The organism is Hwanghaeella sp. (assembly GCF_965227365.1).
In the GTDB taxonomy this organism is placed as follows: Bacteria; Pseudomonadota; Alphaproteobacteria; order UBA8366; family Aestuariispiraceae; genus Hwanghaeella.
Window position 1 is genome coordinate 4,866,270 of the sequence record NZ_OZ245754.1, and the last position, 22,999, is coordinate 4,889,268.

At 61.4% G+C, this 22,999-nt stretch carries 25 protein-coding genes; 15 read left to right on the plus strand and 10 right to left on the minus strand.

Annotated elements, in window-relative coordinates; genetic code table 11:
- Window positions 1–36: 36 nt before the first annotated feature.
- Entirely contained in the window at window positions 37–954 is a 918-nt protein-coding gene (locus tag ACQK2G_RS22325) for a DMT family transporter (RefSeq protein WP_425407246.1), read from the minus strand.
- Between the two features lie 186 nt (window positions 955–1,140).
- On the opposite strand from ACQK2G_RS22325, the gene ACQK2G_RS22330 reads away from it, so the two are divergent.
- A complete protein-coding gene (locus ACQK2G_RS22330; protein ID WP_425407247.1) occupies window positions 1,141–3,111 on the plus strand; it encodes an acetoacetate--CoA ligase in 1,971 nt (656 codons plus the stop codon).
- 57 nt (window positions 3,112–3,168) lie between these two features.
- On the opposite strand, the gene ACQK2G_RS22335 is transcribed toward ACQK2G_RS22330, so the two are convergent.
- A complete protein-coding gene (locus ACQK2G_RS22335) occupies window positions 3,169–4,695 on the minus strand; it encodes a PLP-dependent aminotransferase family protein (RefSeq protein WP_425407248.1) in 1,527 nt (508 codons plus the stop codon).
- Between the two features lie 103 nt (window positions 4,696–4,798).
- Here ACQK2G_RS22335 and ACQK2G_RS22340 point away from each other — a divergent pair, with 103 nt between their 5' ends.
- The 3 genes from ACQK2G_RS22340 to ACQK2G_RS22350 all read left to right on the plus strand — a co-directional run bounded on the left by ACQK2G_RS22340 (window position 4,799) and on the right by ACQK2G_RS22350 (window position 7,360).
- Complete coding sequence (locus tag ACQK2G_RS22340) at window positions 4,799–5,266, plus strand: N-acetyltransferase family protein (protein ID WP_425407249.1); 468 nt, start codon at window positions 4,799–4,801, stop codon at window positions 5,264–5,266.
- A 30-nt stretch (window positions 5,267–5,296) separates the two neighbouring features.
- Window positions 5,297–5,956: a pyridoxamine 5'-phosphate oxidase family protein gene (locus ACQK2G_RS22345; protein WP_425407250.1), complete on the plus strand. Its 660-nt coding sequence runs from the start codon at window positions 5,297–5,299 to the stop codon at window positions 5,954–5,956.
- A 96-nt stretch (window positions 5,957–6,052) separates the two neighbouring features.
- Entirely contained in the window at window positions 6,053–7,360 is a 1,308-nt protein-coding gene (locus ACQK2G_RS22350) for an MFS transporter (RefSeq protein ID WP_425407251.1), read from the plus strand.
- A gap of 21 nt (window positions 7,361–7,381) precedes the next feature.
- Here ACQK2G_RS22350 and ACQK2G_RS22355 read toward each other — a convergent pair whose 3' ends face one another.
- Window positions 7,382–7,654 (minus strand): DUF1674 domain-containing protein, encoded by a 273-nt coding sequence (locus tag ACQK2G_RS22355; protein WP_425407252.1) that lies wholly within the window; start codon window positions 7,652–7,654, stop codon window positions 7,382–7,384.
- Window positions 7,655–7,756: 102 nt separating this feature from the next.
- Between ACQK2G_RS22355 and htpX the strand changes: the two genes are divergently transcribed.
- Window positions 7,757–8,626, plus strand: a complete 870-nt coding sequence (gene htpX, locus ACQK2G_RS22360) for a zinc metalloprotease HtpX (protein ID WP_425407253.1) — start codon at window positions 7,757–7,759, stop codon at window positions 8,624–8,626.
- Between the two features lie 66 nt (window positions 8,627–8,692).
- Window positions 8,693–10,066 (plus strand): RsmB/NOP family class I SAM-dependent RNA methyltransferase, encoded by a 1,374-nt coding sequence (locus ACQK2G_RS22365; protein ID WP_425407254.1) that lies wholly within the window; start codon window positions 8,693–8,695, stop codon window positions 10,064–10,066.
- Between the two features lie 61 nt (window positions 10,067–10,127).
- Here the strand turns inward: ACQK2G_RS22365 and ACQK2G_RS22370 are convergent, their stop codons facing one another.
- Window positions 10,128–11,612, minus strand: a complete 1,485-nt coding sequence (locus ACQK2G_RS22370; RefSeq protein WP_425407255.1) for a sigma-54-dependent transcriptional regulator — start codon at window positions 11,610–11,612, stop codon at window positions 10,128–10,130.
- A gap of 243 nt (window positions 11,613–11,855) precedes the next feature.
- Between ACQK2G_RS22370 and ACQK2G_RS22375 the strand changes: the two genes are divergently transcribed.
- Window positions 11,856–12,629: a glucose 1-dehydrogenase gene (locus ACQK2G_RS22375; protein ID WP_425407256.1), complete on the plus strand. Its 774-nt coding sequence runs from the start codon at window positions 11,856–11,858 to the stop codon at window positions 12,627–12,629.
- Between the two features lie 19 nt (window positions 12,630–12,648).
- Here the strand turns inward: ACQK2G_RS22375 and ACQK2G_RS22380 are convergent, their stop codons facing one another.
- From ACQK2G_RS22380 to ACQK2G_RS22390, 3 genes are read right to left on the minus strand one after another with little or no spacing between them, the layout of a single operon-like run.
- Window positions 12,649–13,533, minus strand: a complete 885-nt coding sequence (locus tag ACQK2G_RS22380) for a 3-keto-5-aminohexanoate cleavage protein (RefSeq protein ID WP_425407257.1) — start codon at window positions 13,531–13,533, stop codon at window positions 12,649–12,651.
- Window positions 13,530–14,015: a DUF3429 domain-containing protein gene (locus tag ACQK2G_RS22385; RefSeq protein WP_425407258.1), complete on the minus strand. Its 486-nt coding sequence runs from the start codon at window positions 14,013–14,015 to the stop codon at window positions 13,530–13,532. Before ACQK2G_RS22385 ends, ACQK2G_RS22380 begins: the two co-directional genes overlap by 4 nt.
- The gene (locus ACQK2G_RS22390) at window positions 13,996–14,412 is read right to left on the minus strand and encodes a YkvA family protein (protein WP_425407259.1); all 417 of its coding nucleotides are present in this window, start codon (window positions 14,410–14,412) and stop codon (window positions 13,996–13,998) included. Before ACQK2G_RS22390 ends, ACQK2G_RS22385 begins: the two co-directional genes overlap by 20 nt.
- Before the next feature lie 95 nt (window positions 14,413–14,507).
- On the opposite strand from ACQK2G_RS22390, the gene ACQK2G_RS22395 reads away from it, so the two are divergent.
- Both ACQK2G_RS22395 and ACQK2G_RS22400 read left to right on the plus strand, forming a co-directional pair.
- Window positions 14,508–15,269 (plus strand): SDR family NAD(P)-dependent oxidoreductase, encoded by a 762-nt coding sequence (locus ACQK2G_RS22395; RefSeq protein WP_425407260.1) that lies wholly within the window; start codon window positions 14,508–14,510, stop codon window positions 15,267–15,269.
- Window positions 15,270–15,343: 74 nt separating this feature from the next.
- Window positions 15,344–15,976, plus strand: a complete 633-nt coding sequence (locus ACQK2G_RS22400; protein ID WP_425407261.1) for a LysE family translocator — start codon at window positions 15,344–15,346, stop codon at window positions 15,974–15,976.
- Window positions 15,977–15,995: 19 nt separating this feature from the next.
- Here ACQK2G_RS22400 and ACQK2G_RS22405 read toward each other — a convergent pair whose 3' ends face one another.
- Both ACQK2G_RS22405 and ACQK2G_RS22410 read right to left on the minus strand, forming a co-directional pair.
- The gene (locus ACQK2G_RS22405) at window positions 15,996–16,607 is read right to left on the minus strand and encodes a tetratricopeptide repeat protein (protein ID WP_425407690.1); all 612 of its coding nucleotides are present in this window, start codon (window positions 16,605–16,607) and stop codon (window positions 15,996–15,998) included.
- A gap of 2 nt (window positions 16,608–16,609) precedes the next feature.
- Entirely contained in the window at window positions 16,610–16,921 is a 312-nt protein-coding gene (locus tag ACQK2G_RS22410) for a 4a-hydroxytetrahydrobiopterin dehydratase (protein WP_425407262.1), read from the minus strand.
- A gap of 44 nt (window positions 16,922–16,965) precedes the next feature.
- On the opposite strand from ACQK2G_RS22410, the gene ACQK2G_RS22415 reads away from it, so the two are divergent.
- The 4 genes from ACQK2G_RS22415 to ACQK2G_RS22430 all read left to right on the plus strand — a co-directional run bounded on the left by ACQK2G_RS22415 (window position 16,966) and on the right by ACQK2G_RS22430 (window position 20,423).
- On the plus strand, window positions 16,966–17,406 hold the full coding sequence (locus ACQK2G_RS22415; protein WP_425407263.1) for a metallopeptidase family protein: 441 nt from the start codon (window positions 16,966–16,968) through the stop codon (window positions 17,404–17,406).
- A gap of 79 nt (window positions 17,407–17,485) precedes the next feature.
- Window positions 17,486–18,151, plus strand: coding sequence for a GntR family transcriptional regulator (locus ACQK2G_RS22420; protein ID WP_425407264.1), 666 nt, complete (start codon window positions 17,486–17,488; stop codon window positions 18,149–18,151).
- A gap of 69 nt (window positions 18,152–18,220) precedes the next feature.
- Entirely contained in the window at window positions 18,221–19,018 is a 798-nt protein-coding gene (locus tag ACQK2G_RS22425; protein ID WP_425407265.1) for a phytanoyl-CoA dioxygenase family protein, read from the plus strand.
- Between the two features lie 61 nt (window positions 19,019–19,079).
- Window positions 19,080–20,423 (plus strand): NAD(P)H-dependent oxidoreductase, encoded by a 1,344-nt coding sequence (locus ACQK2G_RS22430; RefSeq protein ID WP_425407266.1) that lies wholly within the window; start codon window positions 19,080–19,082, stop codon window positions 20,421–20,423.
- A gap of 9 nt (window positions 20,424–20,432) precedes the next feature.
- Here the strand turns inward: ACQK2G_RS22430 and ACQK2G_RS22435 are convergent, their stop codons facing one another.
- The gene (locus tag ACQK2G_RS22435; RefSeq protein ID WP_425407267.1) at window positions 20,433–21,335 is read right to left on the minus strand and encodes a LysR family transcriptional regulator; all 903 of its coding nucleotides are present in this window, start codon (window positions 21,333–21,335) and stop codon (window positions 20,433–20,435) included.
- 270 nt (window positions 21,336–21,605) lie between these two features.
- On the opposite strand from ACQK2G_RS22435, the gene ACQK2G_RS22440 reads away from it, so the two are divergent.
- Window positions 21,606–22,256 carry a hypothetical protein gene (locus ACQK2G_RS22440; protein ID WP_425407268.1) on the plus strand — a complete coding sequence of 217 codons (651 nt, stop codon included), beginning with the start codon at window positions 21,606–21,608 and terminating at the stop codon, window positions 22,254–22,256.
- A 68-nt stretch (window positions 22,257–22,324) separates the two neighbouring features.
- Window positions 22,325–22,969, plus strand: a complete 645-nt coding sequence (locus ACQK2G_RS22445; RefSeq protein ID WP_425407269.1) for a LysE family translocator — start codon at window positions 22,325–22,327, stop codon at window positions 22,967–22,969.
- Window positions 22,970–22,999: the final 30 nt, after the last annotated feature.

Sequence of the window (22,999 nt, forward strand, 5' to 3'; positions counted from 1 at the left end):
AAACAGAAACTCCGCAAGAGTCTTAGCCGCCCTGCATCAGTGGGGCGGTTCCGGTTTTGTCGGCGGCCGGGCTAATTGCCGCTCTCGGTAAACGACATAAAGCGCGCTTCCGACGATGACGGAAGCACCCGCCCAGGTAATGATTCCGACTGTTTCCTCGAAGGCGACCCAACCGACCAGGGCGATGAAGGGCAGCCGGGTGTAATCGAAGGGTAGAACGACGGAAGCGTCTGCTGCCTTGAAACTGCTGGTCAGGAACATTTGAGCGGTGACGCCGAAGAAGCCCAGCAGAACCCCCAGGATCCAGAATTCCGCCGTCATCGGGACCCAGACCGCCAAGGCGAATGGCAGGGTCGCGACGGTCAGGATCAACGATGTATAGAAAACCACCCTGCCGGCGGGCTCCGTCCCGGTAAGCGCCTTGATACAAAGCGCCGCTGTCGCCATACCGCAGGCCGCGCCGACGGCGGCCAAGGCCCCAGGCTCCAACGCTTCCGCGCCCGGACGCAGGATGATCAACACGCCTGTGAAGCCGATAACGACGGCTGTCCAACGCCGTGCCCTGACCGTTTCCTTCAGGACGAGCGCGCTTCCGATCGTGGCGAAGAGCGGCGCCGTGAAGCTGATCGCGGTCGCTTCCGCCAGGGGGATGGATACGACGGCGGTCATCCAGAACAACATCGCTGTCGTCGCCGCCCCGCCGCGGAACAGGTACAGTTTCCAGCGGCGGGTCTTCAATTGCTCCAAGCCGCCCTTCAGCGTGAACGGCAGGATGAACAGCAGGGCGAAGATCGATCTCAGGAAAGCGATTTGGAACGGATGCATGCCCTGGTCGGCCGCTTCACGCACGAAACCGTTCATGACGGCGAACAGGGCCGCGGATACGATCATCCAAGCGGCGCCCCAGACAGGGCCGCTCAAGACAGTCGGGCTTGTGTTGCGCTTACCGTTCACGAATATCCGTCAAAAGACCGAAGGCCCATGCCGTCGGGTGCTCGGGGCGCAAGCCTGACGGATGCCTTGCGGCATTGCGGGCACTTGGAGCACCCGTTCGCTCGTGCTATCCCAGCGCGCGAAATTCAACAAGGTATGGGGCGGGAACAAGTCTGTGTCCGCGCCATGTTTGGGGGACCCTTTACCATGAACGACATCTCGGGCGCTAAACCGCTGTGGCAACCCTCCGCTGAACAGGTCGCGGGAACGACGATGACCGCTTTCACGCGTGAGCTTGAATCACGGTACGGCGTCACCCTTCCGGACTTCGCCGCGTTGCACGCGTTTTCCGTCAACGAAGCGGAAAAGTTCTGGGACTCGTTTTGGGACTTCGCTGGCATCATCGCCGAAACGAAGGGCGAGCGCGTCCTGATCGATGCGGACAAGATGCCCGGCGCCCAGTTCTTTCCCGATGCGAAACTGAACTTCGCGGAGAACCTGCTGCGCCGGCGGGATGACGGCGACGCGCTGGTCTTCTGGTCGGAAGACAAGGTGAAACGCCGGATGAGCTGGGGGGAACTCCATGCCCTGGTTTCGAAACTCTCCCAGGCGCTGAAAGCCTGCGGCGTCGGTCCCGGCGACCGTGTGGCGGGCTTTGTCCCGAACATGCCTGAAACAATTGCGGCCATGCTGGCGGCGACCTCGCTGGGGGCGATCTGGACCTCCTGCTCCCCCGATTTCGGTGTGCGCGGGGTGCTCGACCGGTTCGGTCAGACCGAACCGAAGGTCCTGTTCACCGCCGACGGTTATTTCTACAACGGCAAGACCATTGAGAGCCTGCCGCGGGTTCGTGAATTCCTCACTGACCTTCCCAGTGTCGAGAAGGTCGTCGTCATGCCGCTTATCAGCGATGAACCGGATTGTTCCGCTGTGGCCGGCGCGCAGAGCATCGCCGAGTTCACCGCCGGTTTCGACGCCGGCGAGATCGACTACGTGCGACTGCCGTTCAACCATCCGCTCTATGTCATGTATTCCTCCGGCACGACCGGTGTGCCGAAATGCATCGTGCATGGGGCGGGCGGAACGCTGATCAACCAGATGAAGGAGCATATGCTCCATACCGATACCAAGCCGGGCGATCGCGCCTTCTATTTCACCACCTGCGGCTGGATGATGTGGAATTGGCTGGTGGCGGGCCTCGCTTGCGAAGCCACGTTGTTGCTGTTCGACGGGTCGCCCTTCGCGCCGGACGGCAATATCCTGTTCGACTATGCCGACGCGGAAAAGATGACGCTGTTCGGAACCTCCGCCAAATGGATCGACGCGATCAACAAGGGCGGGCTGGTGCCGAAGGAAAGCCATGATCTTTCCACGGTGAAGGTAATGACTTCGACGGGTTCCCCGCTGGTGCCGGAAAGCTTCGATTTCGTCTACGAGAAGGTGAAGACCGACATGCAGTTGGCTTCGATCTCTGGCGGGACGGACATTGTCGGCTGTTTCATGCTGGGCAATCCGAACGGGCCGGTCTGGCGCGGCGAGATTCAGGCCCTCGGCCTGGGCATGGACGTTCAGGTCTATGACGACGACGGCAAGCCGATCCGTGGCGAAAAGGGTGAACTCGTCTGCTGCAAACCATTCCCGAACATGCCGGTGATGTTCTGGAACGACGATGACGGCAGCCGTTACCGGGGCGCCTATTTCGAGAAATATGACAACATCTGGTGCCACGGCGATTTTGTGGAACTGACCGACCATGACGGCATCATCGTCTATGGCAGGTCGGATGCTACGCTGAACCCGGGTGGCGTGCGGATCGGAACAGCGGAAATCTACCGCCAGGTCGAAACCTTCCCGCAGGTGCTGGAAGCCATCGTGATCGGACAGGATTGGGACAACGATACCCGTGTCGTCCTGTTCGTGCGGATGGCCGAAGGTGAAGAATTGACGGAAGCGCTGCAGAAGGAAATTCGCACCCGGATCCGAACCAATTGCACACCGCGCCACGTGCCCGCCAAAATCGTCGCGATCGACGATATTCCGCGTACAAAGTCCGGCAAGATCACTGAACTTGCCGTGCGTGACGTGGTGCACGGCCGCGCGGTTAAGAACCAGGAAGCGCTCGCCAATCCGGAAGCCTTGAAGCTCTACGAAAATATTCCGACGCTTCAGGAAGACTAGGCGACGGTTCGGAGAATGGGATGGGAAGCGGAGTCGCTCCCCTTTCCGTATACCGAACTATTGCCGCAAGGCTTCCGACAACCGTATCACGGCTTTCGGAATCTCGTCCTCGTCCACCGCCGCGTAACCCAGCATCAATCCCTGTTGCGCCGGATATTCGTGAAAGAAGGATGACAGCGGGGAAACCGTGATGCCGGCGGCTTCCGCCCTGCGGGTCGCCTGTATGTCGTCCATCCTTACTGTCAGTTGGGGTTTCTGCCGGGCCAGGATGTGCATGCCGGCCTCCGCCGGGGCGATGGTCAACAGGTCGTCCATATGGTCCCGGACCGCGGAAACCAGCAATGCCTGGCGTTGGGCGTAAAGCTTGCGCATGCGGCGCAGATGGGCGGCGAAATACCCATCTTCGATGAAGGCTGTCAGGGCCGGCTGGGCAACGGTGGACGGATGGTCGTCCAAGGCGGCCCGTGCGAAGCGGAATGAATCCGTCAAATCCGGCGGGACGATGAGATAGCCCAGCCGCAGGGACGGAAACATGGTCTTGGAAAAGCTGCCGACATAAACGACGCGGTTGTCCCGGTCCAATCCCTGCAATGCGGCCAGCGGCTTTCCAGAATATCGGTACTCGCTGTCGTAGTCGTCCTCGATGATCCAGCCGTCGACCCGCTGTGCCCAGTCCAGTAGAGCGAGGCGCCGGGCCAAGGACATGGTAACGCCGAGCGGGTACTGGTGAGACGGCGCGACACAGACGAAACGCGCATCCGGCGCCTTGGCTTCCCCGGTGACGATGTCCAAGCCTTCCCCATCGACCGGGGTAGGCACGGCCGTCACGCCGGCCGCCATCAGCGCCCCGCGGACGCCGGGATAGCCGGGGTCTTCGACCAATGCGCGGTCGCCTTCGTCTAGCAGCACATGAGCGGCGAGGCCGATGGCTTGTTGAGCGCCCGAAACGATGATGACCTGTTCGACCTCGCACCGGACCCCGCGGGCGGTGCGGACGTAATCGGCAATTGCCCGGCGCAGGGGCATGTAACCCGCGGGTTCGGTATTTGCCATCAGGTCCATCGGCGGGCGCCGCCAGGCCCTGGCCATTAGGCGCGCCCAGATGTCGAAGGGGAAATTGCGCAACTCCGGAACGCCGGGCGCGAAGGCCAATCCGCGCCGCGTCCGCCGCCGGCGCAATCCCGCAAGCTGGGTCCCGCGGCGGGACAGCCCGCGCTGGCGGGGGGACGATTTGATGTCGTGCAACGCAGTCCCACGCCCATCGCCATCCGGTCCGCCGATGACCGACAGAGCCTCTTCCGGCAATTCGCTGGTGACGAAGGTGCCGGCCCCGACACGGCCTTCAAGATAGCCTTCGGCCAGCAGCTGATCGAAGGCGGCCGTCACCGTGTTCCGGGAAATGTCCAAGTCGCGCGCCAGGGTTCGGGTTGCAGGCAGCCGCGACCCGGCTTGCAAGCGTCCCGTCAGAATCGTCTCGCGTAGCTGTTCATAAAGCTGCCGGTGCAGCGGGTCCTCCGCGGTCCGGTCCAGGCTTATGGGCAGAACGGCGGCCTTTGTGGTTCTAAGGGCAAGTCTCGTTGTCATTATTCTTCCATAGAATGGCCCTGTTGAATTGGCAAGAATGGTTCTTTAGGGAAAGCCAATATGGAGCCAAGATTTGCGTAGATTTTGAAAGAATGAGGGTTCCATGACTGACTCTGGGCATGACATCACGATCCGGTATCTCGAACCGGGGGACGAAGCGGAATGGCGGCGGCTTTGGACCGGCTATCTCGAATTCTATGAAACGGTGCTGCCGGACGAGGTGTATCGTTCAAGTTTCGACCGGATGATGCAGGGGAATGCGGGCGTTGCGAACGAATATCGGGGCCTGCTGGCCCTGGTCGACGGCAAGCCGGCCGGTCTGGTGCATTACCTGTTTCATCGCCATGGCTGGAAGATCGAGAACTGCTGTTACCTGCAGGATCTGTTTGTCGATCCGGCGTTTCGCGGAACGGGCCTCGGCCGTGCGCTGATCGAAGCGGTTTACGAAAAGGCTGACGCCGAAGGCTGCCCGGCCGTTTATTGGCTGACACAGGAATTCAACCACACGGCACGTCAGCTCTATGACCGGATCGGCGTTCTGACACCCTTTATCAAATACAACAGACCCTAGGTCTGTTGTAATAAATACAGAAAATGAAAAATGACTGATAACTCTTTCCTCGTCACGGATCGCAACAAGGTCAAGAGAACGCCCTTGCGTGGCGCTTACGACAGGGAGGCGGTCTATGCGGTTCTTGATGCCTGCCAGATCTGTCATGTGGGTTATGTGGTTGAGGGCCAGCCCTATGTGACGCCAACCATCTTCTGGCGCGATGGAGACACGCTTTATTGGCACGGTTCTTCCGCCAGCCGGATGCTGCGGACGGTCAAGGCCGGTGTCGATGTCTGCGTCACGGCCAGCCTGTTCGATGGTTGGGTCATGGCGCGGTCGGGGTTCCATCACAGCGCCAATTACCGCAGTGTCATGGCCTTCGGAAAAGCCGCACCATTGGAGACAGAGGCGGAGAAGGACGCCGCCTTGAAACTGATGATGGACGGCCTGTTCCCGGGACGGTGGGAGGAAATCCGGCCGGCGACAAAACAGGAACTGAAGGGCACGACCGTGGTCAGGATGGAGATCGACCAGGCTTCGGCGAAGGTGCGCAATGGCCCGCCGGTCGACGATGACGAGGACTATGCCTTACCGGTCTGGGCAGGTGTTCTGCCGGCCCGGCAGGTTTGCGAAGCGCCCGTCGCCGACCCCAAACTGAACAGTGGAATCGCCTTTCCGGAAAATCTGGCTGGCTATCTCCCGAAATAGCGCGGTTCTTTGTCCATCCTCCGGGAAGACATCTGTTCCCGACCGTTTGCGAAAGCGTGATTGTCTTTACGGGCAACGCGGCGCTAGCGTCTCCGCATGACGGGACCGGAAGAAAAAGAGACTTTTCGATACAGTGCCGCGCAGTCCGATGCGCGGGCGAACCCGCATCCAACGCCGCCCGGTCTGGCGCGACCGCCGGCGCAATCGAAGGGCGTCGCACTCACCCTGCTCATCCTGTGCGAGGTGCTCGCCCTCTCTTTGTGGTTTTCGTCCACCGCCGTCATACCGTCATTGAAGGCCGATTTCGGCCTGAACGATACTGCCGCTTCCTTGATCAGCAGCATGGTGTCGGTCGGCTTCGTGATCGGCACCCTGATCAGCGCCAGTTTCGGCCTCGCCGACAGGCTTAATCCGGTCCGCTTCTTCGCCGGCTCCGCATTACTGGCGGCGGGCGCGAATGCGCTGATCATTTTCGTCGATCCTACGTCCTGGCTGGTGCCGGGCCTGCGCTTGGTGGTCGGGTTGTCGATGGCGGGGATTTATCCGGTTGGTATGAAATTGGCGGCCGGATGGGCCAAGGCGGATATGGGTTTCCTGGTCGGTTCGCTCGTCGGCGCGTTGACCCTGGGCTCCGCGTTGCCGCATCTGATCAATATCGCCGGCGGATTGGACTGGCGGCTGACCCTGGCCATTGCCTCCGGCGCCGCGGTGGCGGCCGCTGCCCTGATTTTGTTCGTACGACCCGGTCCGGCGGTCCGGAGGGCAGCAGCCTTCCGCCCGCAATTCGCTTTTCAGGCTTGGACCAAACCTAGTCTCCGCCTCGCGAATCTCGGTTATTTCGGCCATATGTGGGAACTCTACGCGCTATGGGCTTGGGCCGGTGTCTTCCTGCTGGAAAGTTTTCGACAGACGCCCGGCGTCGAGGAGCCGGTCCTGTGGTCCATGGCGCTCGCTTTCACGACCGTTGCCTCCGGCGCGGTCGGCAGCATCGCGGGCGGGCTCTTCGCGGACCGCTTGGGGCGCACCACCCTGACAATGCTCGCGATGGGGATAAGCGGTACTTGCGCCCTGGCCAGCGGCTTCGTTTTCGGCCTGTCGCCCTGGATCGTGACCCCGCTTTTCGTGATCTGGGGAATCACCGTCGTGGCCGACAGCGCGCAGTTCTCCTCATCCGTCATGGAACTCTCGGATCCATGGCTGATCGGCACTATGGTGACGGTTCAGACCTGTCTGGGGTTCTTGCTGACGGTCGGCACCATCCACCTTGTGCCGGTGATGGCCGATCTGGTCGGCTGGCAGTGGTCCTTCGCCTTTCTTGCGATCGGTCCCTATCTGGGGGTCATCGCGATGGGTCGGTTGAGAGCCCATCCGGACGCAATAAAGCTCGCCGGCGGCCGACGCTAACCGAAGGATTAGGCGGCTGAATCAGAAGTCGTAGCAGCGTCCGGCTTTTTCCCAGTCGCCGTAGCGCGTCGGCTCAAGGCCTTTGGGGCCGCCGATTTCCTTCGGCACTTCGCCTTTGGCTTCCGCCTCGGCGCGCCACTTCCGGCCGGCCTCTTCCGCCTTCAATTCCGCTAAACGGCGCGAATCGACGCCTTTGACATCGGCGTCCACCAACGGGTCAAGATCGGCTTCCACCGGGCTCGGCCGTTTCGGCCCATCCGAGCCGCCGCCGAGAACTTTTTTCAGAATGCTCATGATGCCTTATATGGCAAGAATCCCGCCCGGTTTCCAGTCTTGAAGCCCCGACGGCCATGCATATCTACAAGGGCGTGTAACATTTCATGAAGGATCAGAACGGTGAACACCTTTCGGACGGGCCTTTTGCTGGCGGCTATGACCGGGCTCTTTCTGGGCGCCGGATGGCTGATCGGCGGGCAGGGCGGCTTGGTGATCGCGCTCGTCATCGCGGCGGCGATGAATTTCTTCGCCTATTGGAATGCGGACAAGATCGTTCTGTCCATGTATCGCGCCAAGGAAGTGACGCGGAACAGCGCACCGGGCTTTTACGGCATCGTCGAGCAGTTGGTGCGCCGCGCGGATATGCCGATGCCGAAGGTTTATATCATCGACAATCCGCAGCCGAATGCCTTCGCGACTGGGCGAAATCCGGAAAATGCGGCCGTCGCCGCGACATCCGGGTTGTTGCAGATGCTGAACAGCGAGGAAATCGCCGGCGTCATGGCGCATGAACTCGCCCATGTCCGAAATCGTGACACGCTGACCATGACGGTCACCGCGACTATTGCGGGCGCGGTCGGCATGCTGGCCAATATGGCCATGTTCCTGGGTATGTTCGGCGGCAACCGCAATTCGCCCTTGGGTGGGATTGGCGCACTGCTGGTCGCGCTCTTGGCGCCCTTCACAGCGATGCTGGTCCAGATGGCGATCAGCCGGACGCGGGAATACGAAGCCGACAAAATCGGCGCTGAGATCTGCGGCAATCCCCTTTGGCTGGCCAGCGCCTTGCAGAAACTGGAGGCGGGTGCGAAGCGGGTCGACAACATTGACGCGGAACGGAATCCGGCCACGGCGCATATGTTCATCGTGAACCCGCTGCATGCGCACAGCGTCGATAACCTTTTCTCAACCCATCCGAAAATGGCGAACCGTATCCGCAAGTTGGAAGAGATGGCGGGGGCGCCTCTGCAGGCGCGTCCCTGGGGCTAAGCCCGCCGTTCCGGAAACTCGCTTGGCGCTTGCATCCCGCCCGCTGTTCGGGCACCGATGCGCGCGATGACGGATACACCGAGACATTCCCCTACCGATCAGGGCGCAGGCGACGGGATCGCCGCGCGCCTGCGCGCTTTCGACGTACTCGACCTCGTGCTCGAGCAGGGCAAATCGCTGGATGAAGCCTTCGATGCCGCTCAACGCGGCAAAGGTAGCAATCGCGGCCTGCAAAATGATCGGGACGCTGCTCATGCGCGGATGATGGTGCTGACGGTGCTGCGACGCCTCGGCCAGATCGACGCGGTCCTGAATCGGTTTCTGACGCGCAAGCCCTCCGGCAAGGGCCGCGGGGCGTTGACCCTGCTTCGTCTCGGGGCGGGACAGATACTGTTCATGGAAACTCCGCCGCACGCGGCCGGATCGACGGCGCTGGCAGTTGCGGACAAGCGAAAGCTTGCGGGCTTCAAGGGATTGGTCAACGCGGTGCTGCGCAAGGTGGCGGCTGCTGCCCAGTCGGTGCAGACGCAGGATGCCGCGCGCCTGAACATGCCGGGCTGGCTGTGGAAGGGATGCGCCGAGGCCTATGGCGCCGCGACAGCGCGGGAGATCGGTGCGGCACATCTGACTGAAGCACCATTGGACCTGACAATCAAACAAGGCGACGGGCAGGACTGGGTCGAGAAACTGGGCGGCGCGGCTCTGCCGACCGGGTCCGTGAGGCTTTGGAATGCCGGCGATGTCCGCAAACTGCCCGGTTACCGAGACGGTGCCTGGTGGGTCCAGGATGCGGCCGCCGCCCTGCCCGCGAAACTGCTTTTGGCTGCGATGGGCGAAGACGCGGCGGGCCGGGTCGGCGATCTCTGCGCCGCGCCGGGCGGTAAGACCGCGCAGTTGGCTGCAGCGGGTTTGACGGTGACAGCGGTGGACTCCTCCGGCCCGCGGCTCGATCGTTTGCGGGAAAACCTGGACCGGCTCTCTCTGATCGCGTCGGTCGTGCAGGCGGACGTACTGGCCTGGCGGCCCGATGAACTGTTGGACGGGCTCTTGCTCGATGCGCCCTGCAGCGCGACCGGAACGGTTCGCCGTCATCCGGACTTGCCCTGGCGCAAGGGTGGATGGGACCGCGACAAGCTGACGGCCCTGCAGAAATCCATGCTGCTGCACGCGGTGAACCTCGTGAAGCCGGGGGCGCCCCTGGTCTATGCAACGTGCTCCCTATTGCCGGAAGAGGGTGAGGAAATCGTCAAATCGGCATTGGCGGAGAACCCGGCGCTCGTCCTGGATCCGGTCGGAACCGATGAGATGAATTTCCTGCCCGAGGCCGTGCGCCCGGATGGTCTGGTCCGCACGCTGCCGACATTCTGGCAGCAACGATCCGGTAATCGGCGTGGCGGCATGGACGGCTTCTTCGTCGCACGGTTTCGGCGAGCCGTCTGATCTTCAGGGCTTGTTTTTCGGGGTAAGAACCGCCTGACCTGATTGGCCGAACCGCGGTTGGTCAACCGCCAGAGGCGCGGCTGCGAATCTGGGGACTGTGTGGTCCGTTCGCCGAGGTTGGGTGCTCCCCATCCTCGTTCTGCCAGGAGGCCCGCTTGCGATAGATTGTCGACGGCGCGATGCCGAGATAGCCGGCCGCTTGCGGAATATTGCCGCCGCACACGTCGATCGCGTTTTCGATGGTCTCTTTTTCGACTTCCCACAATTCGCGAATTTCATTCTTGCTGCGCGGCAAGGCCGCAACCGGCGTTTCGGGGGCGGCCTTGTCCACTGCCGCCGGCACATGCATCTGGGACTGGATCGGCTGCACGGCGTTCAGCGGCGCGGGCAGCATTTCCGGTGTGACCAATTCACCGTCGTTCAGAACGACGATGTTCCGGATGATGTTCTGAAGTTGCCGGACGTTGCCGGGCCAGGAATAGCTGCCCAGGATCATCGCGGTTTGTGCGTCGAAGCTCTGGAAGGCTTTTCCTTCCTCCTGCGCATAATCGATGAGAAAGCGGCGCGCGATTTCCAGCGTGTCGCTGCCGCGATCGCGCAGGGGCGGCATGGTGATCGGAATGACGTGCAGACGGTAATACAGGTCTTCGCGGAATCGGCCCTGCTCGACCTCCTTCATGGCATCCTTGTTGGTGGCGCAGACGAAGCGCACATCGACTTTGCGCGCGATCGGGTCGCCGACGCGTTGATAGGTGCCCGTTTGGATGAACCGCAGCAGTTTGGTCTGCAGATCCAGGTCCATCTCGCAGATTTCATCCAGAAACAGGGTTCCGCCATCGGCAAGGCTGGCGGCGCCGTCGCGGTCTTCGTGGGCGCCGGTGAAGCTGCCCTTCCTGTGCCCGAAGATCTCGCTTTCCATCAATTCGCGCGGAATGGCGCCGCAATTGATGGCGATGAAAGGGCCCTGGGCACGGGTCGACTGCCGGTGAACCGCGACGGCGCAAAGCTCCTTGCCGGTTCCGGATTCACCTTCGATGAAGACGGTGGCCTTGGAATGGGCCGCGGCCTCGATCGTTTTGTAGACCGCCTGCATGGCGGGTGAGCCACCGATAAAGGCGTCGAAGGCGCCGCGGGCGGTTTCCTTGTATTGGTCGACCAATTCCGCGAGGGCGCGCCGCTCCAGCCCGTTCTTCACGGTGACGCGCAGGCGTTCCGCGTTGAAGGGTTTGACCAGGAAATCATAGGCACCGTCGCGCATCGCCTCGACCGCGACATTGATCGACCCGTTGGCGGTGATCACGACAACGGTCGTCTGTATCGCCTGATCGTTGATGTGGCGGAGAATATCCAGGCCGTTGATGTCGGGAAGCGAAATGTCCAGCAGGACGAGATCCGGCGGGTCACGGTTGATCACATCCAGTCCTTCCCGCCCGGTTTCGACGGTGCGGACGTCGACATCGACCGTGGACAGGTACTGCTCATACAGCCGTGCCAGCGACATCGTGTCTTCGATCAACAAGACTGTTGGTTTGCTGGACGCTTCCATTATGTGCCCCGGGTGCTTATGGGGTGTGGCCGATCTGCCTCGCGGCAGGGTCACAGCGCCAAAACACCTATCCTATCGCCGTGCCGTTGGCGGCTTGGCGATACCTCCCTTTCAACACTACACTCGCAATTGTGTACCACAGTTCACGTCCCCGTCCATATAGCGAGCTGTTATTCGTTCGTCAGGGCCCGGAGAGGCCGGTCACCGATCGGCGGGGAAAATCACGAAAGGGAGGGGCCACATATGCGGCTGCAAGGGAAAACCGCCGTCGTCACCGGTGCTGCGAGCGGATTCGGGGCTGAGATTGCGCGGAGCTATGCACGCGAAGGCGCGAATGTCGTCATCGCCGACATCAACGAGGAATGGGGCAAACAGGTCGCCCAGGAGATCGAGGGGATCAATTCCGGGAACGCTGTATTCCAGTTTGCCGATGTCTCGCGTAAGGAAGACGTGGAAGGGATGGTCGATGCCGCTGTCGAGCGTTTCGGGCAGGTCGATATTTTGGTGAACAATGCCGGTTATACCCATTGGAACATGCCGGTCGATCAGGTTCCGGAAGAGGAATTCGACCGTATCTTCGCGGTGAATGTGAAATCGATCTATTTCGGGATGAATGCGGTCCTGCCGCATTTTCGCAATCAGACACAATCCGGGCCCAACAAGGGCGTCGTCCTAAATATTGCGTCCACGGCCGGTGTACGGCCGCGCCCGGGGCTCGTCTGGTACAATGCCAGCAAATCCGCAGCGATCGGCGCGACGCGCTCGCTCGCCATAGAACTCGGCACGGACAATATCCGCGTCGTCGCCATCAATCCGGTCGCCGGGGAGACACCGCTTCTGGCCAAATTCATGGGTGAGGATACGCCGGAAAAACGCGCTGCCTTCAAAGCCACGGTCCCGTTGGGTCGCTTCAGTCAGCCGGCGGATATTGCCAATGCCGCAGTATTTCTTGTGTCGGACGAAGCGGAATTCCTGACCGGTGTCTGTCTGGAGGTGGACGGCGGCCGCTGCATCTGAGGCCGACAACAAGGCCGGGTCAGGATTTATGGGCGGCGCGGACCTCGTCCGGCGCCGCCACCCGGCCGCCGGCCTTTGTGATCTCGTCGACGGCGATGGCGATCCAGTCGAGATTGGAGCGTTTGTCGCGCATCGGGGCGTCCTCCAGGCCGACCCGGACATGGCCGCCGGCTTTGACTGCCGGCCCGATCATCGGCGTGATATCGACGCCGAGTCCGGCGACCATCCAGGGTGCGCCGGGCGCAGCGTTTTTCAACAATTGCAGATAGGCATCCAGCGCATAGGGTTCGGGCGGAAAACCGAAGGAATAGGCCTGCGAAAACATGAACCGATAGACAGGCTGCGGGGCGCCCGGCGTCGCCGCGTGCAGGGCCGCGCCTTGGCGAACGAAACCGGGCTCGTAGATCGCGTAGGACGGGGTGAAACCATGGTCGCGGGCAAGGGTAAGACCGCGTCGAATGTGATCCTCCGGGTTCAGATAGACGAAGCCTTCGCGCCCCTCCTTCATCCCTTGGAAGGATGAGACATTCACCGAACCCGGGTCGACGATCGACCATTCGATCACGCCGTCCTTCGCCATTTCCTCGACAGCAGCATAACGCTCGACCGCGGACAGGGGCCGTTCCGCCGAACTGGCATGGAAGGGCAGGGTGCCATAGACGATGGCGCCGGTTTCTTCATGGATCGCCCGAATGATCCTGGCATATTGGCCGGCGTCGTCGACTTGCCGATCACCGGTTTCGTCAAAAATGTGAAGGTGGATGATGCTCGCGCCGGCTTTGGCACAGGCAATTCCATCGGTGATGATCGCGTCGTCGCTGCGCGGGGCCAACGGCTGCAGGTCGCGCGACCACGGTCCGTTGATCGCTACCTCCAGCCAAACCGTCCTGCTGTCTTCCGTCATACCCCCGCCTCTATCCTGAACCGTATCAACGTGGCGATCAGGCAGGCCAGGACGCCGAGGGTCAAGACTTTCCGCAGCGGTAGATACCATTCCGGAAAGAAACCGATGCGAACCGCCTGACGGTCGACCAGGAAGGCGGCGACAAAGGCGGCCATGAACAGAATAAGCGCCGCAACCGGGCTCATCAAAAGGGCTATCCAGGCGACAAGGGACGGCGTGACCGACCAGCCCAAGCGGAGCCAGTTCAAATCACCATCGATCTCACCGTTCAAGACGGGCCTGTCCGCCAGCGCCTTGCCCCAATGCACCCCGCCCAGAAAAGTCAGGATCACGGCCGAATAACCCATCAGCAGCCGGGTTCCTTCAATCTGCAGCAGGGGAACGGTGGTCCAGACCGCCGCGGCGCAGGCGACGAAGGGAATCAGACCGGCCAAACCCAGGGCGCGGGCCGGCAAGGGGACGTCATTCAATCTCGGCAGCATCGGCGGATTCGTCCTTTTTCAGAGACGTGAGGGCGGTTTTCGCCTTTTGCCGATGTACGGGTTTTATTTCGTCTTGGACCAGTCGCCACGCGGCCCAGAACACGGCGGCATCGTCGGTGAATCCCAGGGCCGCAATGAAGTCGGGCACCGCGTCCGTCGGTGCGATGAAATAGGCAAGGGCCGCCAGCAGCAGCAATTTCGACCGCCTGGGCGTTGTCGGATCGCGGGCGGCATAAAAGCCGGCCACGGCCTCCTCAGCGAAGGGTACCCGGCCCAGGAAACTGCGCAGTTTCGGCCAGAAGCGATCGCGGACGGTGCGCTGGTTTTCGCCTTCCCGTTCCGGTGCCGCCAGGGCCGGCAGGTCCGGCACCCATTTACCTGTACTGTTCTTACCCATGAAACCTATATGGGCTATTCCTGACGTGTCTGCTATAGGCCGTGGCCAGCCAATTTATGGCGGAGTCAATTGGATCGACAGCAGGGAGGTTTCCGATGGATATCGATGGTGTTGGCGCGGTAGTGACGGGCGGCGCATCGGGGCTCGGCGCGGGTACGGCAAAGGCCCTGGCAGGACGCGGTGCGAAAGTGGCCGTGTTGGACCTGAACATGGATGCGGCGCGCGCCTTGGCCGATGAGATCGGCGGTGTCGCCGTCGAGTGCAATGTCTCGGACGCCGCCAGCGCCGAAGCCGCTATGGAAACGGCCCAGGCCGCTCACGGTCCGACGGGTGTTGCCGTCAACTGTGCGGGCATTGCCCCGGCCAAGCGGATCGTCGGCCGTGACGGTCCCATGCCGTTGGACGAATTCCGCAAGGTCATCGAGGTGAACCTGATCGGCAGCTTCAACATCATGCGGCTCGCCGCCAACCAGATGACGGCACGGGAACGGAATGCGGACGGAGAACGCGGCGTCATCATCTCGACCGCGTCGGTTGCGGCCTTCGAAGGGCAGATCGGTCAGGCGGCTTATGCGGCGTCGAAGGGTGGGGTGCATGCCCTGACACTCCCAGCGGCGAGGGACCTTGCCCGGCACGGCATCCGCGTGCTGGCCATCGCGCCCGGCCTTTTCGGAACGCCGATGCTGTTGGGCATGCCGCAGAACGTGCAGGACAGTCTGGCGGCGACGCTGCCTTTCCCGCAGCGCTTCGGCACGCCGAAGGAATATGCCGATCTCGTCTTGTTCATGATCGACAGTCCGGTGATGAACGGCGAAACGGTGCGCATCGACAGCGCGGTGCGTCTGGCGCCACAATAAGCACGGCAATAAGTTTTGCCTGCTGTTTCCAACTCTGTCTTAACTTGTCTCGAATTCTGTTTCGGGAGGCCGGGATGAGTTGGGAGACATGGATTGCCTATGCGGTGGCCACGGAAGTTCTTTTGATCATTCCGGGGCCCACCGTCCTTCTTGTCGTCGGTTATGCGTTGACGCGCGGCCGCGGCCCCGCGTTATGGGCAGTTGCCGGGTCCTGCCTGGCAACGGCCTGCGCCTTCGGCATCACATTCGCCGGTTTGGGCGCCGTTCTGTCCGCCAGCGCCACCGCCTTCACGATTATGAAATGGGTCGGCGCGGCTTATCTCGTCTATCTGGGCATCCAGATGTGGCGGGCCAAGGCGGACACAATGCTGAAAATCGACGATGCGGCGGGCGGAAAGCCCCGGCAGCGATCGACTTTCGCCCATGGCTTCATCACGACCATCCTGAACCCGAAGATCGTCATGTTCCTGGTGGCCTTCGTGCCGCAATTCATGAACCCGGCGGCGCCGGCACTGCCGCAGGCGATCCTGATGACGGCAACTTTTGTGGCGCTGGCGTTCCTGAGTGACGGCGCCTATGCGGTCTTTGCCTCGAAAGCGCGTCAGAGTTTCCTGGGTGACCGCGCGATGAAATGGGTTCAGCGGACAGGAGGCAGCCTGTTGATCGGCGCCGGCCTGCTGACCGCCGCCACCAAACGCGCCGGATAATCGATCCGGAGAAACCTTGTCAGTTTTTCGGCGGATGATCCGCGATCCAGGCCTCGTAGCGGGCATCGCCGTCCTGGATCTGATCCGCTGTCATTAGTTTGTGCAGATCGTCGATACTGGTAACCGCCACCGCGCGGTCCGCGTTGTTCAAATGGGTTACCGCGGCGGAGTACCATTTCAGTGCCTCCGCCAGATCGGGCGTACCCAGGTCGTCGCCCTGATAGAGACGGCCCAGGCCGTGCATTGCCTTGCCATGACCTTCTTCGGCCGCCTGCAGCAAGTAACCATGCGCCTTGCCGAAATCCTGCTCGACACCGTAGCCGCGCTCGTAAAGCCGCGCGAGGTTGTAGGCTGCCGACGCCATGCCCTTGTCTGCCGCGCTCTTGTACCATGTCGCCGCTTTTTCCGGATCGCGCCGGTCGCCGAATCCCTGTTCTGCCATGACGCCGAGCATGAACTCACCGATCAAATTGCCGGCCTCGGCTTCGGCGGTGAAAACTTCCCGGGCTTCGTCGAACTCGCCCAATTGCAGGGCTGCCAGTCCGTCACTGATTGTGTCCGCCCGCGCAGGGGCCGACGTGGCGAGAACGCCAATCATGAGCAATGGAACAGCAAAACGCAGAAACCGCATCGTCAACTCTTCATCCTCTCCTGCAGCGCGTCCATGAAACGCGCCAATTTTACATCCAGTTCGGTGACGCCGTCGGCACTATGGGTCGTCAGGACCACGTCGACCGTGCCGTAGACGTTGGACCATTCAGGGTGATGGTCCATCTTTTCCGCCTTCAACGCCACCTGCGTCATGAATCCGAAGGCCTCGACGAAACTCCGGAACCGGAAACTCTTGGTAATGGCGTCGCGGCCATCCGCCGTATCGGACCAGTCGGACAGGCCGCCCAGCGCCGCCGCCCGGGCATCCGGGGTCAATTTCTCCGCTGCGGGCATCGTGCACCTCTTTCTATTCGTCTTTTTGTCACTATAACCGCGGTATGGGTAACGCAAACAATCGATCCTCCTCAAGTCAGTCCGGCGTGTTCGAAGCGCCGCCGTCCCTTGCCGATATCGAGGTCATGGCGGAACGCGCCTTTGCGTCGATTCCCGTCGAACTACGCCAGATGACCGACACGATCCTGTTCCGGGTCGAAGATTTTCCCGATGAGGAAATTTGTCGCGACATGGAACTGCAATCGCCTTTCGACCTGCTGGGCCTGTATCAGGGAGTGGACCTGACGCAGAAAAGTTTCGCCGATCCGTCGCCCGACCCGGATGTCGTGTTCCTATACCGGCGGCCGATCCTGGATTACTGGTGCGAAACGGGGGAGGACCTGGAGCATCTGGTTCGGCATGTGCTGATTCATGAAATCGGTCACCATTTCGGTCTTTCCGACGATGACATGGAGGCATTGGAGGCATCGGTCGCGGAGGGGTGAACCGCCATTGACCCGCCATCGGTGAAAAGAGGCTTGCCTGATTCGTTTTCTGTATACAGAATACGGTATGGATATGCCGATGAAGCCGCTCGCCCTCACTCCGAACCTCGTGGATCAGGTTTATGACTCGGTCCTCGACGCGATCTGCAGCGGCAGTCTTGCCCCGGGGCAGCCGGTTGTGCAGGAACAGATCGCCGAGACGCTCAATGTCTCCCGCCAGCCGGTCGTTCAGGCGCTGGTGCTGTTGAAGAAACAGGGGTTTGTCGAACCTGCGGGGCGCAAAGGTCATCGTGTAACGCCGCTCAACCCGGAACTGGCGCGCTGCGTCTATGCTATTCGCGGCGCGTTGGATCGATTGGCGGCGCGGGAAGCTGCCGGGAACCCGTCGGCAGAAGCGATGTTGTCTGAGGCGCTGGAACAGGGGCGGGCGCTCCTCGCATCCGGCAGCGTGAGCGACTTGATAGAAGCCGATGCGAGATTCCACCAAACCATTTACACCCTCGCCGGTAACCCGTTGATCGCTGAAACCTCCGACGTCCATTGGCGCCATATCAAACGGGTCATGGGGGCGGTTCTGCGCGACGGTGCGCAACGCCGATCGGTGTGGGGGGAGCATGCGGAAATTGCCGAGGCCATTGTGGCCGGCGACTCAAAGCGGGCCGGGAAACTGGCTGAAAAACATGTGACCCAGGCCGCGGAATATCTGATCGCACAGTTGGAGCAAGACCTGGCGATCAGTGCGTAACCAATGCATCAACCAAGGAAAAAGCATCGCGTTTGAAGACGATGCCATGAGGAAACCCAGGAGGAACGCATGAAACTGACCGACGCCCAGCGTGAGGAATTCGACCGGGAAGGATATCTTTTCCTGCCGGAAATGTTTGACGAGGACGAGGTCGCTGTTCTGCGCCGGGAAGCGGAAGCGATTTATGCGTCGGACCGGGAAGAGGTCTGGCGTGAATCGAACGGAGTCGCCCGCACTGCCTTCGCGGCGCAGACCTATAACGAAGCCTACCGCCGGCTGGGCCGTCACCCTCGTTTGGTCGAACCCGTAAAACAGCTGCTGGACGGCGACGTCTACATGCATCAGTTCAAGATCAACGCGAAGGCGGCCTTCGACGGCGATGTCTGGCAATGGCATCAGGACTATGGAACATGGCAGCGGGATGACGGCATGCCGACGGCGCGGGCGATGAACATTGCCTTGTTCCTGGACGACGTGACCGCGGCCAACGGGCCGCTGCTTTTCATTCCCCGCAGCCACAAGCATGGCGTGGTCAAAGCGGGACATGATCTGGAGACCACGTCCTATCCTCTCTGGACCCTGGATCGGGAAACGGTCACGAAGCTTGCGGAAGAAGGCGGCTGTGTCGCGCCGACCGGCAAGGCGGGCTCCGTCCTGATGTTCCATGGCACCCTGGTCCATGCCAGCCCGCCGAATATCTCTCCCATGCCGCGGACGATCGTTTATCTGAGCCTGTGCGAAGTGAACAACCACATCACCAAATTCACACGCAAGGAATGGATCGCCCATCGGGATTTCACCCCGATCGAAAGCCTGGCGGACAATTGTCTGAAGGAAATGGCTGTCGAAGCTGCTGCGGCCGAGTAGTATCGTCCGCAAACGACCAGTCGTTCTAAAACAGAAAACCCCCGCGGGAGGAACCCCAGGCATGAACCTTACCAGCATGCTGCGCCAGCGCGCAGCAGACGACAAACCCGTGCGCGCCGCCTTGATCGGGGCGGGCAAATTCGGATCGATGTTCCTGTCCCAGGTGCCGACGACACCCGGCCTTCATCTAGCCGGGATCGCCGATCTGGGGATCGACCGGGCCAAGACGGCGTGTCGCAATGTGGGCTGGCCGGAAGGTAAGGCGGATGCAAAGAATCTTGATGATGCGGTTGCGAGTGGCGGTACCTTCGTCACCGACGATTCCCTGGGACTGATCGCCGATCCCCGCATTGATGTCATCATCGATGCGACCGGTATTCCGCCGATCGGTATCAAACATGCGCTGGCCGCGATCGATCACGGCAAGCATATCGTGATGGTGAATGTGGAGGCGGACGTGCTGGCCGGCCCGCTTCTGGCGCAGAAGGCGCGGGATGCCGGCGTCGTCTACACCATGGCATACGGTGATCAGCCCGCACTGATTTCAGAGATGGTGGATTGGGTCCGCGCGATAGGGTTCGACGTCACCTGCGCAGGTAAGGGGACGAAGTACATCCCCGGTTATCACGACATCAACCCCGACACGGTCTGGGGTCATTACGGGCTGACGGCGGAACAGGCGGCGGCCGGCGGCATGAACCCGCAGATGTTCGCCAGCTTCATGGACGGTACGAAATCGGCAATCGAGATGGCGGCAGTCGCCAATGCCTGCGACCTGACGCCGCCTTCTGACGGACTCAGTTTCTTCCCCTGCGGTGTCGATGATTTGACGACCGTCCTGCGCCCGGAAAGCGACGGCGGACAGATCAAGCAAAAGGGTACGGTGGAAGTCATCGCCTGTAACGAGCGCGATGGCCGTGACGTGTTTCGGGATCTGCGCTGGGGTGTCTATGTCACCTTCGAGGCGCCAAATGACTATGCGAAACGCTGTATGTGGGAATACGGCATGAAGGTGGACAGCACCGGCAAGTACGGGTGCATGTACAAGCCTTATCACCTGATCGGCCTGGAACTCGGAATCAGTGTCGCCAATGCCGCCCTGCGCGGCGAAGCCACGGGTGAATCGCGATATTGGCGCGGCGACGCCGTCGCGACCGCCAAGAAGGATTTGAAACCCGGCGACATGCTGGACGGTGAGGGCGGGTTCTGCGTCTACGGTAAATTGATGCCGGCGTCTGCCTCGCTCGCCCTCGGCGGGCTGCCGATCGGCTTGGCACATGGCTTCAAGCTCAAGAACAAGGTGGCGAAGGGTGCGCCGCTGACCTGGGACGATGTCGAGGTCGACGAAGGCATGCAGGCGGTGCAGGTCCGGCGCGAAATGGAACGCACATTCGCCAACCGCTAGGCGCTTGGTCTATTTGGCTGGCGGGATGAGTAACGCGGTTTCAATCGACCGCGTTTCTTCCGCCAGCGCGTCCATGACCGCACGGACGGCGGCGACGCGGCGGATGTCCTGATGCACGTAGATATGCACCGTCCGCCGCAGGTCCTCGATCGGGTCGGTCAGACGGACAATGTTGGGATACCTGTTTGCCAGGATCATCGGTAAAACGCCAAGGCCGCTTCCCGCCGCCACGAAATCCCCCATCATCGCGGCATCGTTGTGGCGGATGACCGGCGCGCGGTTGCCGAGCCGTTCCTGCAGCCACTCCCCGCCGGCGAAGTATCGGTGCAGCGCGTCGTAGCCGATCCAATCGCATTCCCTGTACCGATCGCCGGTTTTTGCGGCGGGGTTTGCGTTCACGTAATTGACCGCGCCATAGACGGCGTAGTCCAGATCGAACAACTTTCGGGCAATCAGGTTGGTGTTCTGAGGCGGCCGGTCACGGACAAGAATATCCGCTTCCCGCCGGGTCAGGCTGGCGAAGAGATGCTCGATACCGATTTCCAGCTCGACGGCGGGAAGCCTATTCCGCAAATTCGGCAGTAACGGCGCCAGTATTTGCGCCACGACCTCGTCGACTGACAGGCGCACGGTGCCCTCTGCGTCCGGGGAAAGACCGTCCGCCTCCGCCGTTAGTGCCGCGGCGGCGGCTTCCATGGCCTCCGCCTTGGGCAGAAGGGCGGTGCCCTCCGGTGTCAGGGCGAACCCGTCCGGCAGCCGATCGAACAAGCGGGCCTGAAACGCATCTTCAAGTTTCTTCAATCGCCGGCCCACGGTCGGCTGGCTGATCTGCAAGGTAGAAGCCGCACGGGTCAGGCTTCCGCCCCGTGCGATCGCCAGGAATATGCGGATATCGTCCCAATCCGCCTGCATGATCTCATCCTTATGTCGTCAATATTGAATATCAATCTACGGGAATGCCTGCATGTCAAAGAAAAATGAATGGTTTGGGAGGGGCAAGCCGCGGCGTCCCGACAAGACCCACCAAGGCATTTCTGGGTACCGAGCGGCCAATTGAGAAAAATTCGCAATTAGCTGCTTTTTCCTCTTGCGCCCGGAAAGTCACTGCTGCTACAAACTGATTATGCAATTGCAAGTCAGTCGCAGTTGCATGTTGAGTATCTGCTGTTTGGAGCTCTGCCGATGACGCATCAGGCGAAAGGCCGTCGGATCCGGTTTGTCCTTCCCGGTGAAAATCCGGACCCGGCCGCCAACGCCCGACCCGTGTCATCGGTCCGCTGCCCCGGGCGGCCGGCACGCCAAGAGAAACCGGATGTCACCGTCGCGGGACCCGTCCACCGGTTTCAACAGGCACAAGTGCCGGTCGCCCGGGTCGGCTATTGGGACCTCATGTTCACCGAACAGTTCATGGTTTGGTCGTCCCGCTTCTGGCGGTTGCTGCAGGAGGGCGGCGTGCCGACCCTCGGTCCGCTGGAAACCGCCTTCACCAAGGCTGGAATTCGCCCCGCGCTGGGCCCTTTCGACGCGTTGATGACGATACTCGCCTTGGAAAAGAAGCGCCCCCGTCTGGCGGCAGCTGAATTGACCGCGCCTTTGATCCCGGATGAAAAACGATTGCTTTTCGTTTTGTCGACGCAATCACAACGCATGCGGTGTGCCGTCCTGGCGAATTTGATGTCCTGCCAAGGCGCCATGCTGGCAAAGCCGGTCATCGCGGAAATCGGTCAGGCACTCGACGGCGCCGGTTACACAATTCCAAACCGGCAGTGGGACTTCCCCGAATTGGCGACCGTCCTGGATCTTCATCCAGATCTGACCCCTGCCGCCGTCTGAATTGGCGCTTATCAATCTTTAAGAGGCATTGTAGCGTCGACCCCGTCTGAACACATGGGGACGAAGCCGTGCCGGATTGGAATCACCTTCTACCATTCTTTACCGCGACGATGGTCTTTGCATTTCTGCCAGGCCCGGCGCTGCTCTATACCGCCGCGCAGACCATGGCATATGGTAAACGGGGCGGATTGATGGCCGCGCTCGGACTGCATATCGGGGGCCTCGTTCACGTCATCGCGGCGGCGGCCGGCCTCTCCGCCGTCTTCGCCCATGTGCCCGCCGCTTATACGGCCCTAAAGATTGTCGGGGCTATTTACCTTATCTGGTTGGGTATCGGAATCATCCGGACCAAGATGGATCCGTCCTTTGCCGAAGAAGGCCGTGCGCCGGCAAACCTGCCGCCACGGAAAAGCGCCCGCGCCTTCCTGCACAGCGTTATGGTGGAGGTCTTGAACCCGAAAACGGCCCTCTTCTTCATTGCGTTCCTGCCGCAGTTTGCCGATCCGGCAGCGACCTTCCCTGTCTGGGTGCAATTCCTGATTCTGGGTTTGATCGTCGGCTGCGCCTTCTCCATGGCGGACCTCGTCGCGGTCCTGTTGACGCACCAGGTATTGAACGGATTGAAGAAGACACGCACGGCACAGCGGATCGCACAATGGACCGGCGGGACCGTGCTGGTCGGATTGGGCGCGCATCTGGCATTGTCCAAATAATCGGCGGCTACGCGGGCGCAACGGCAAAGC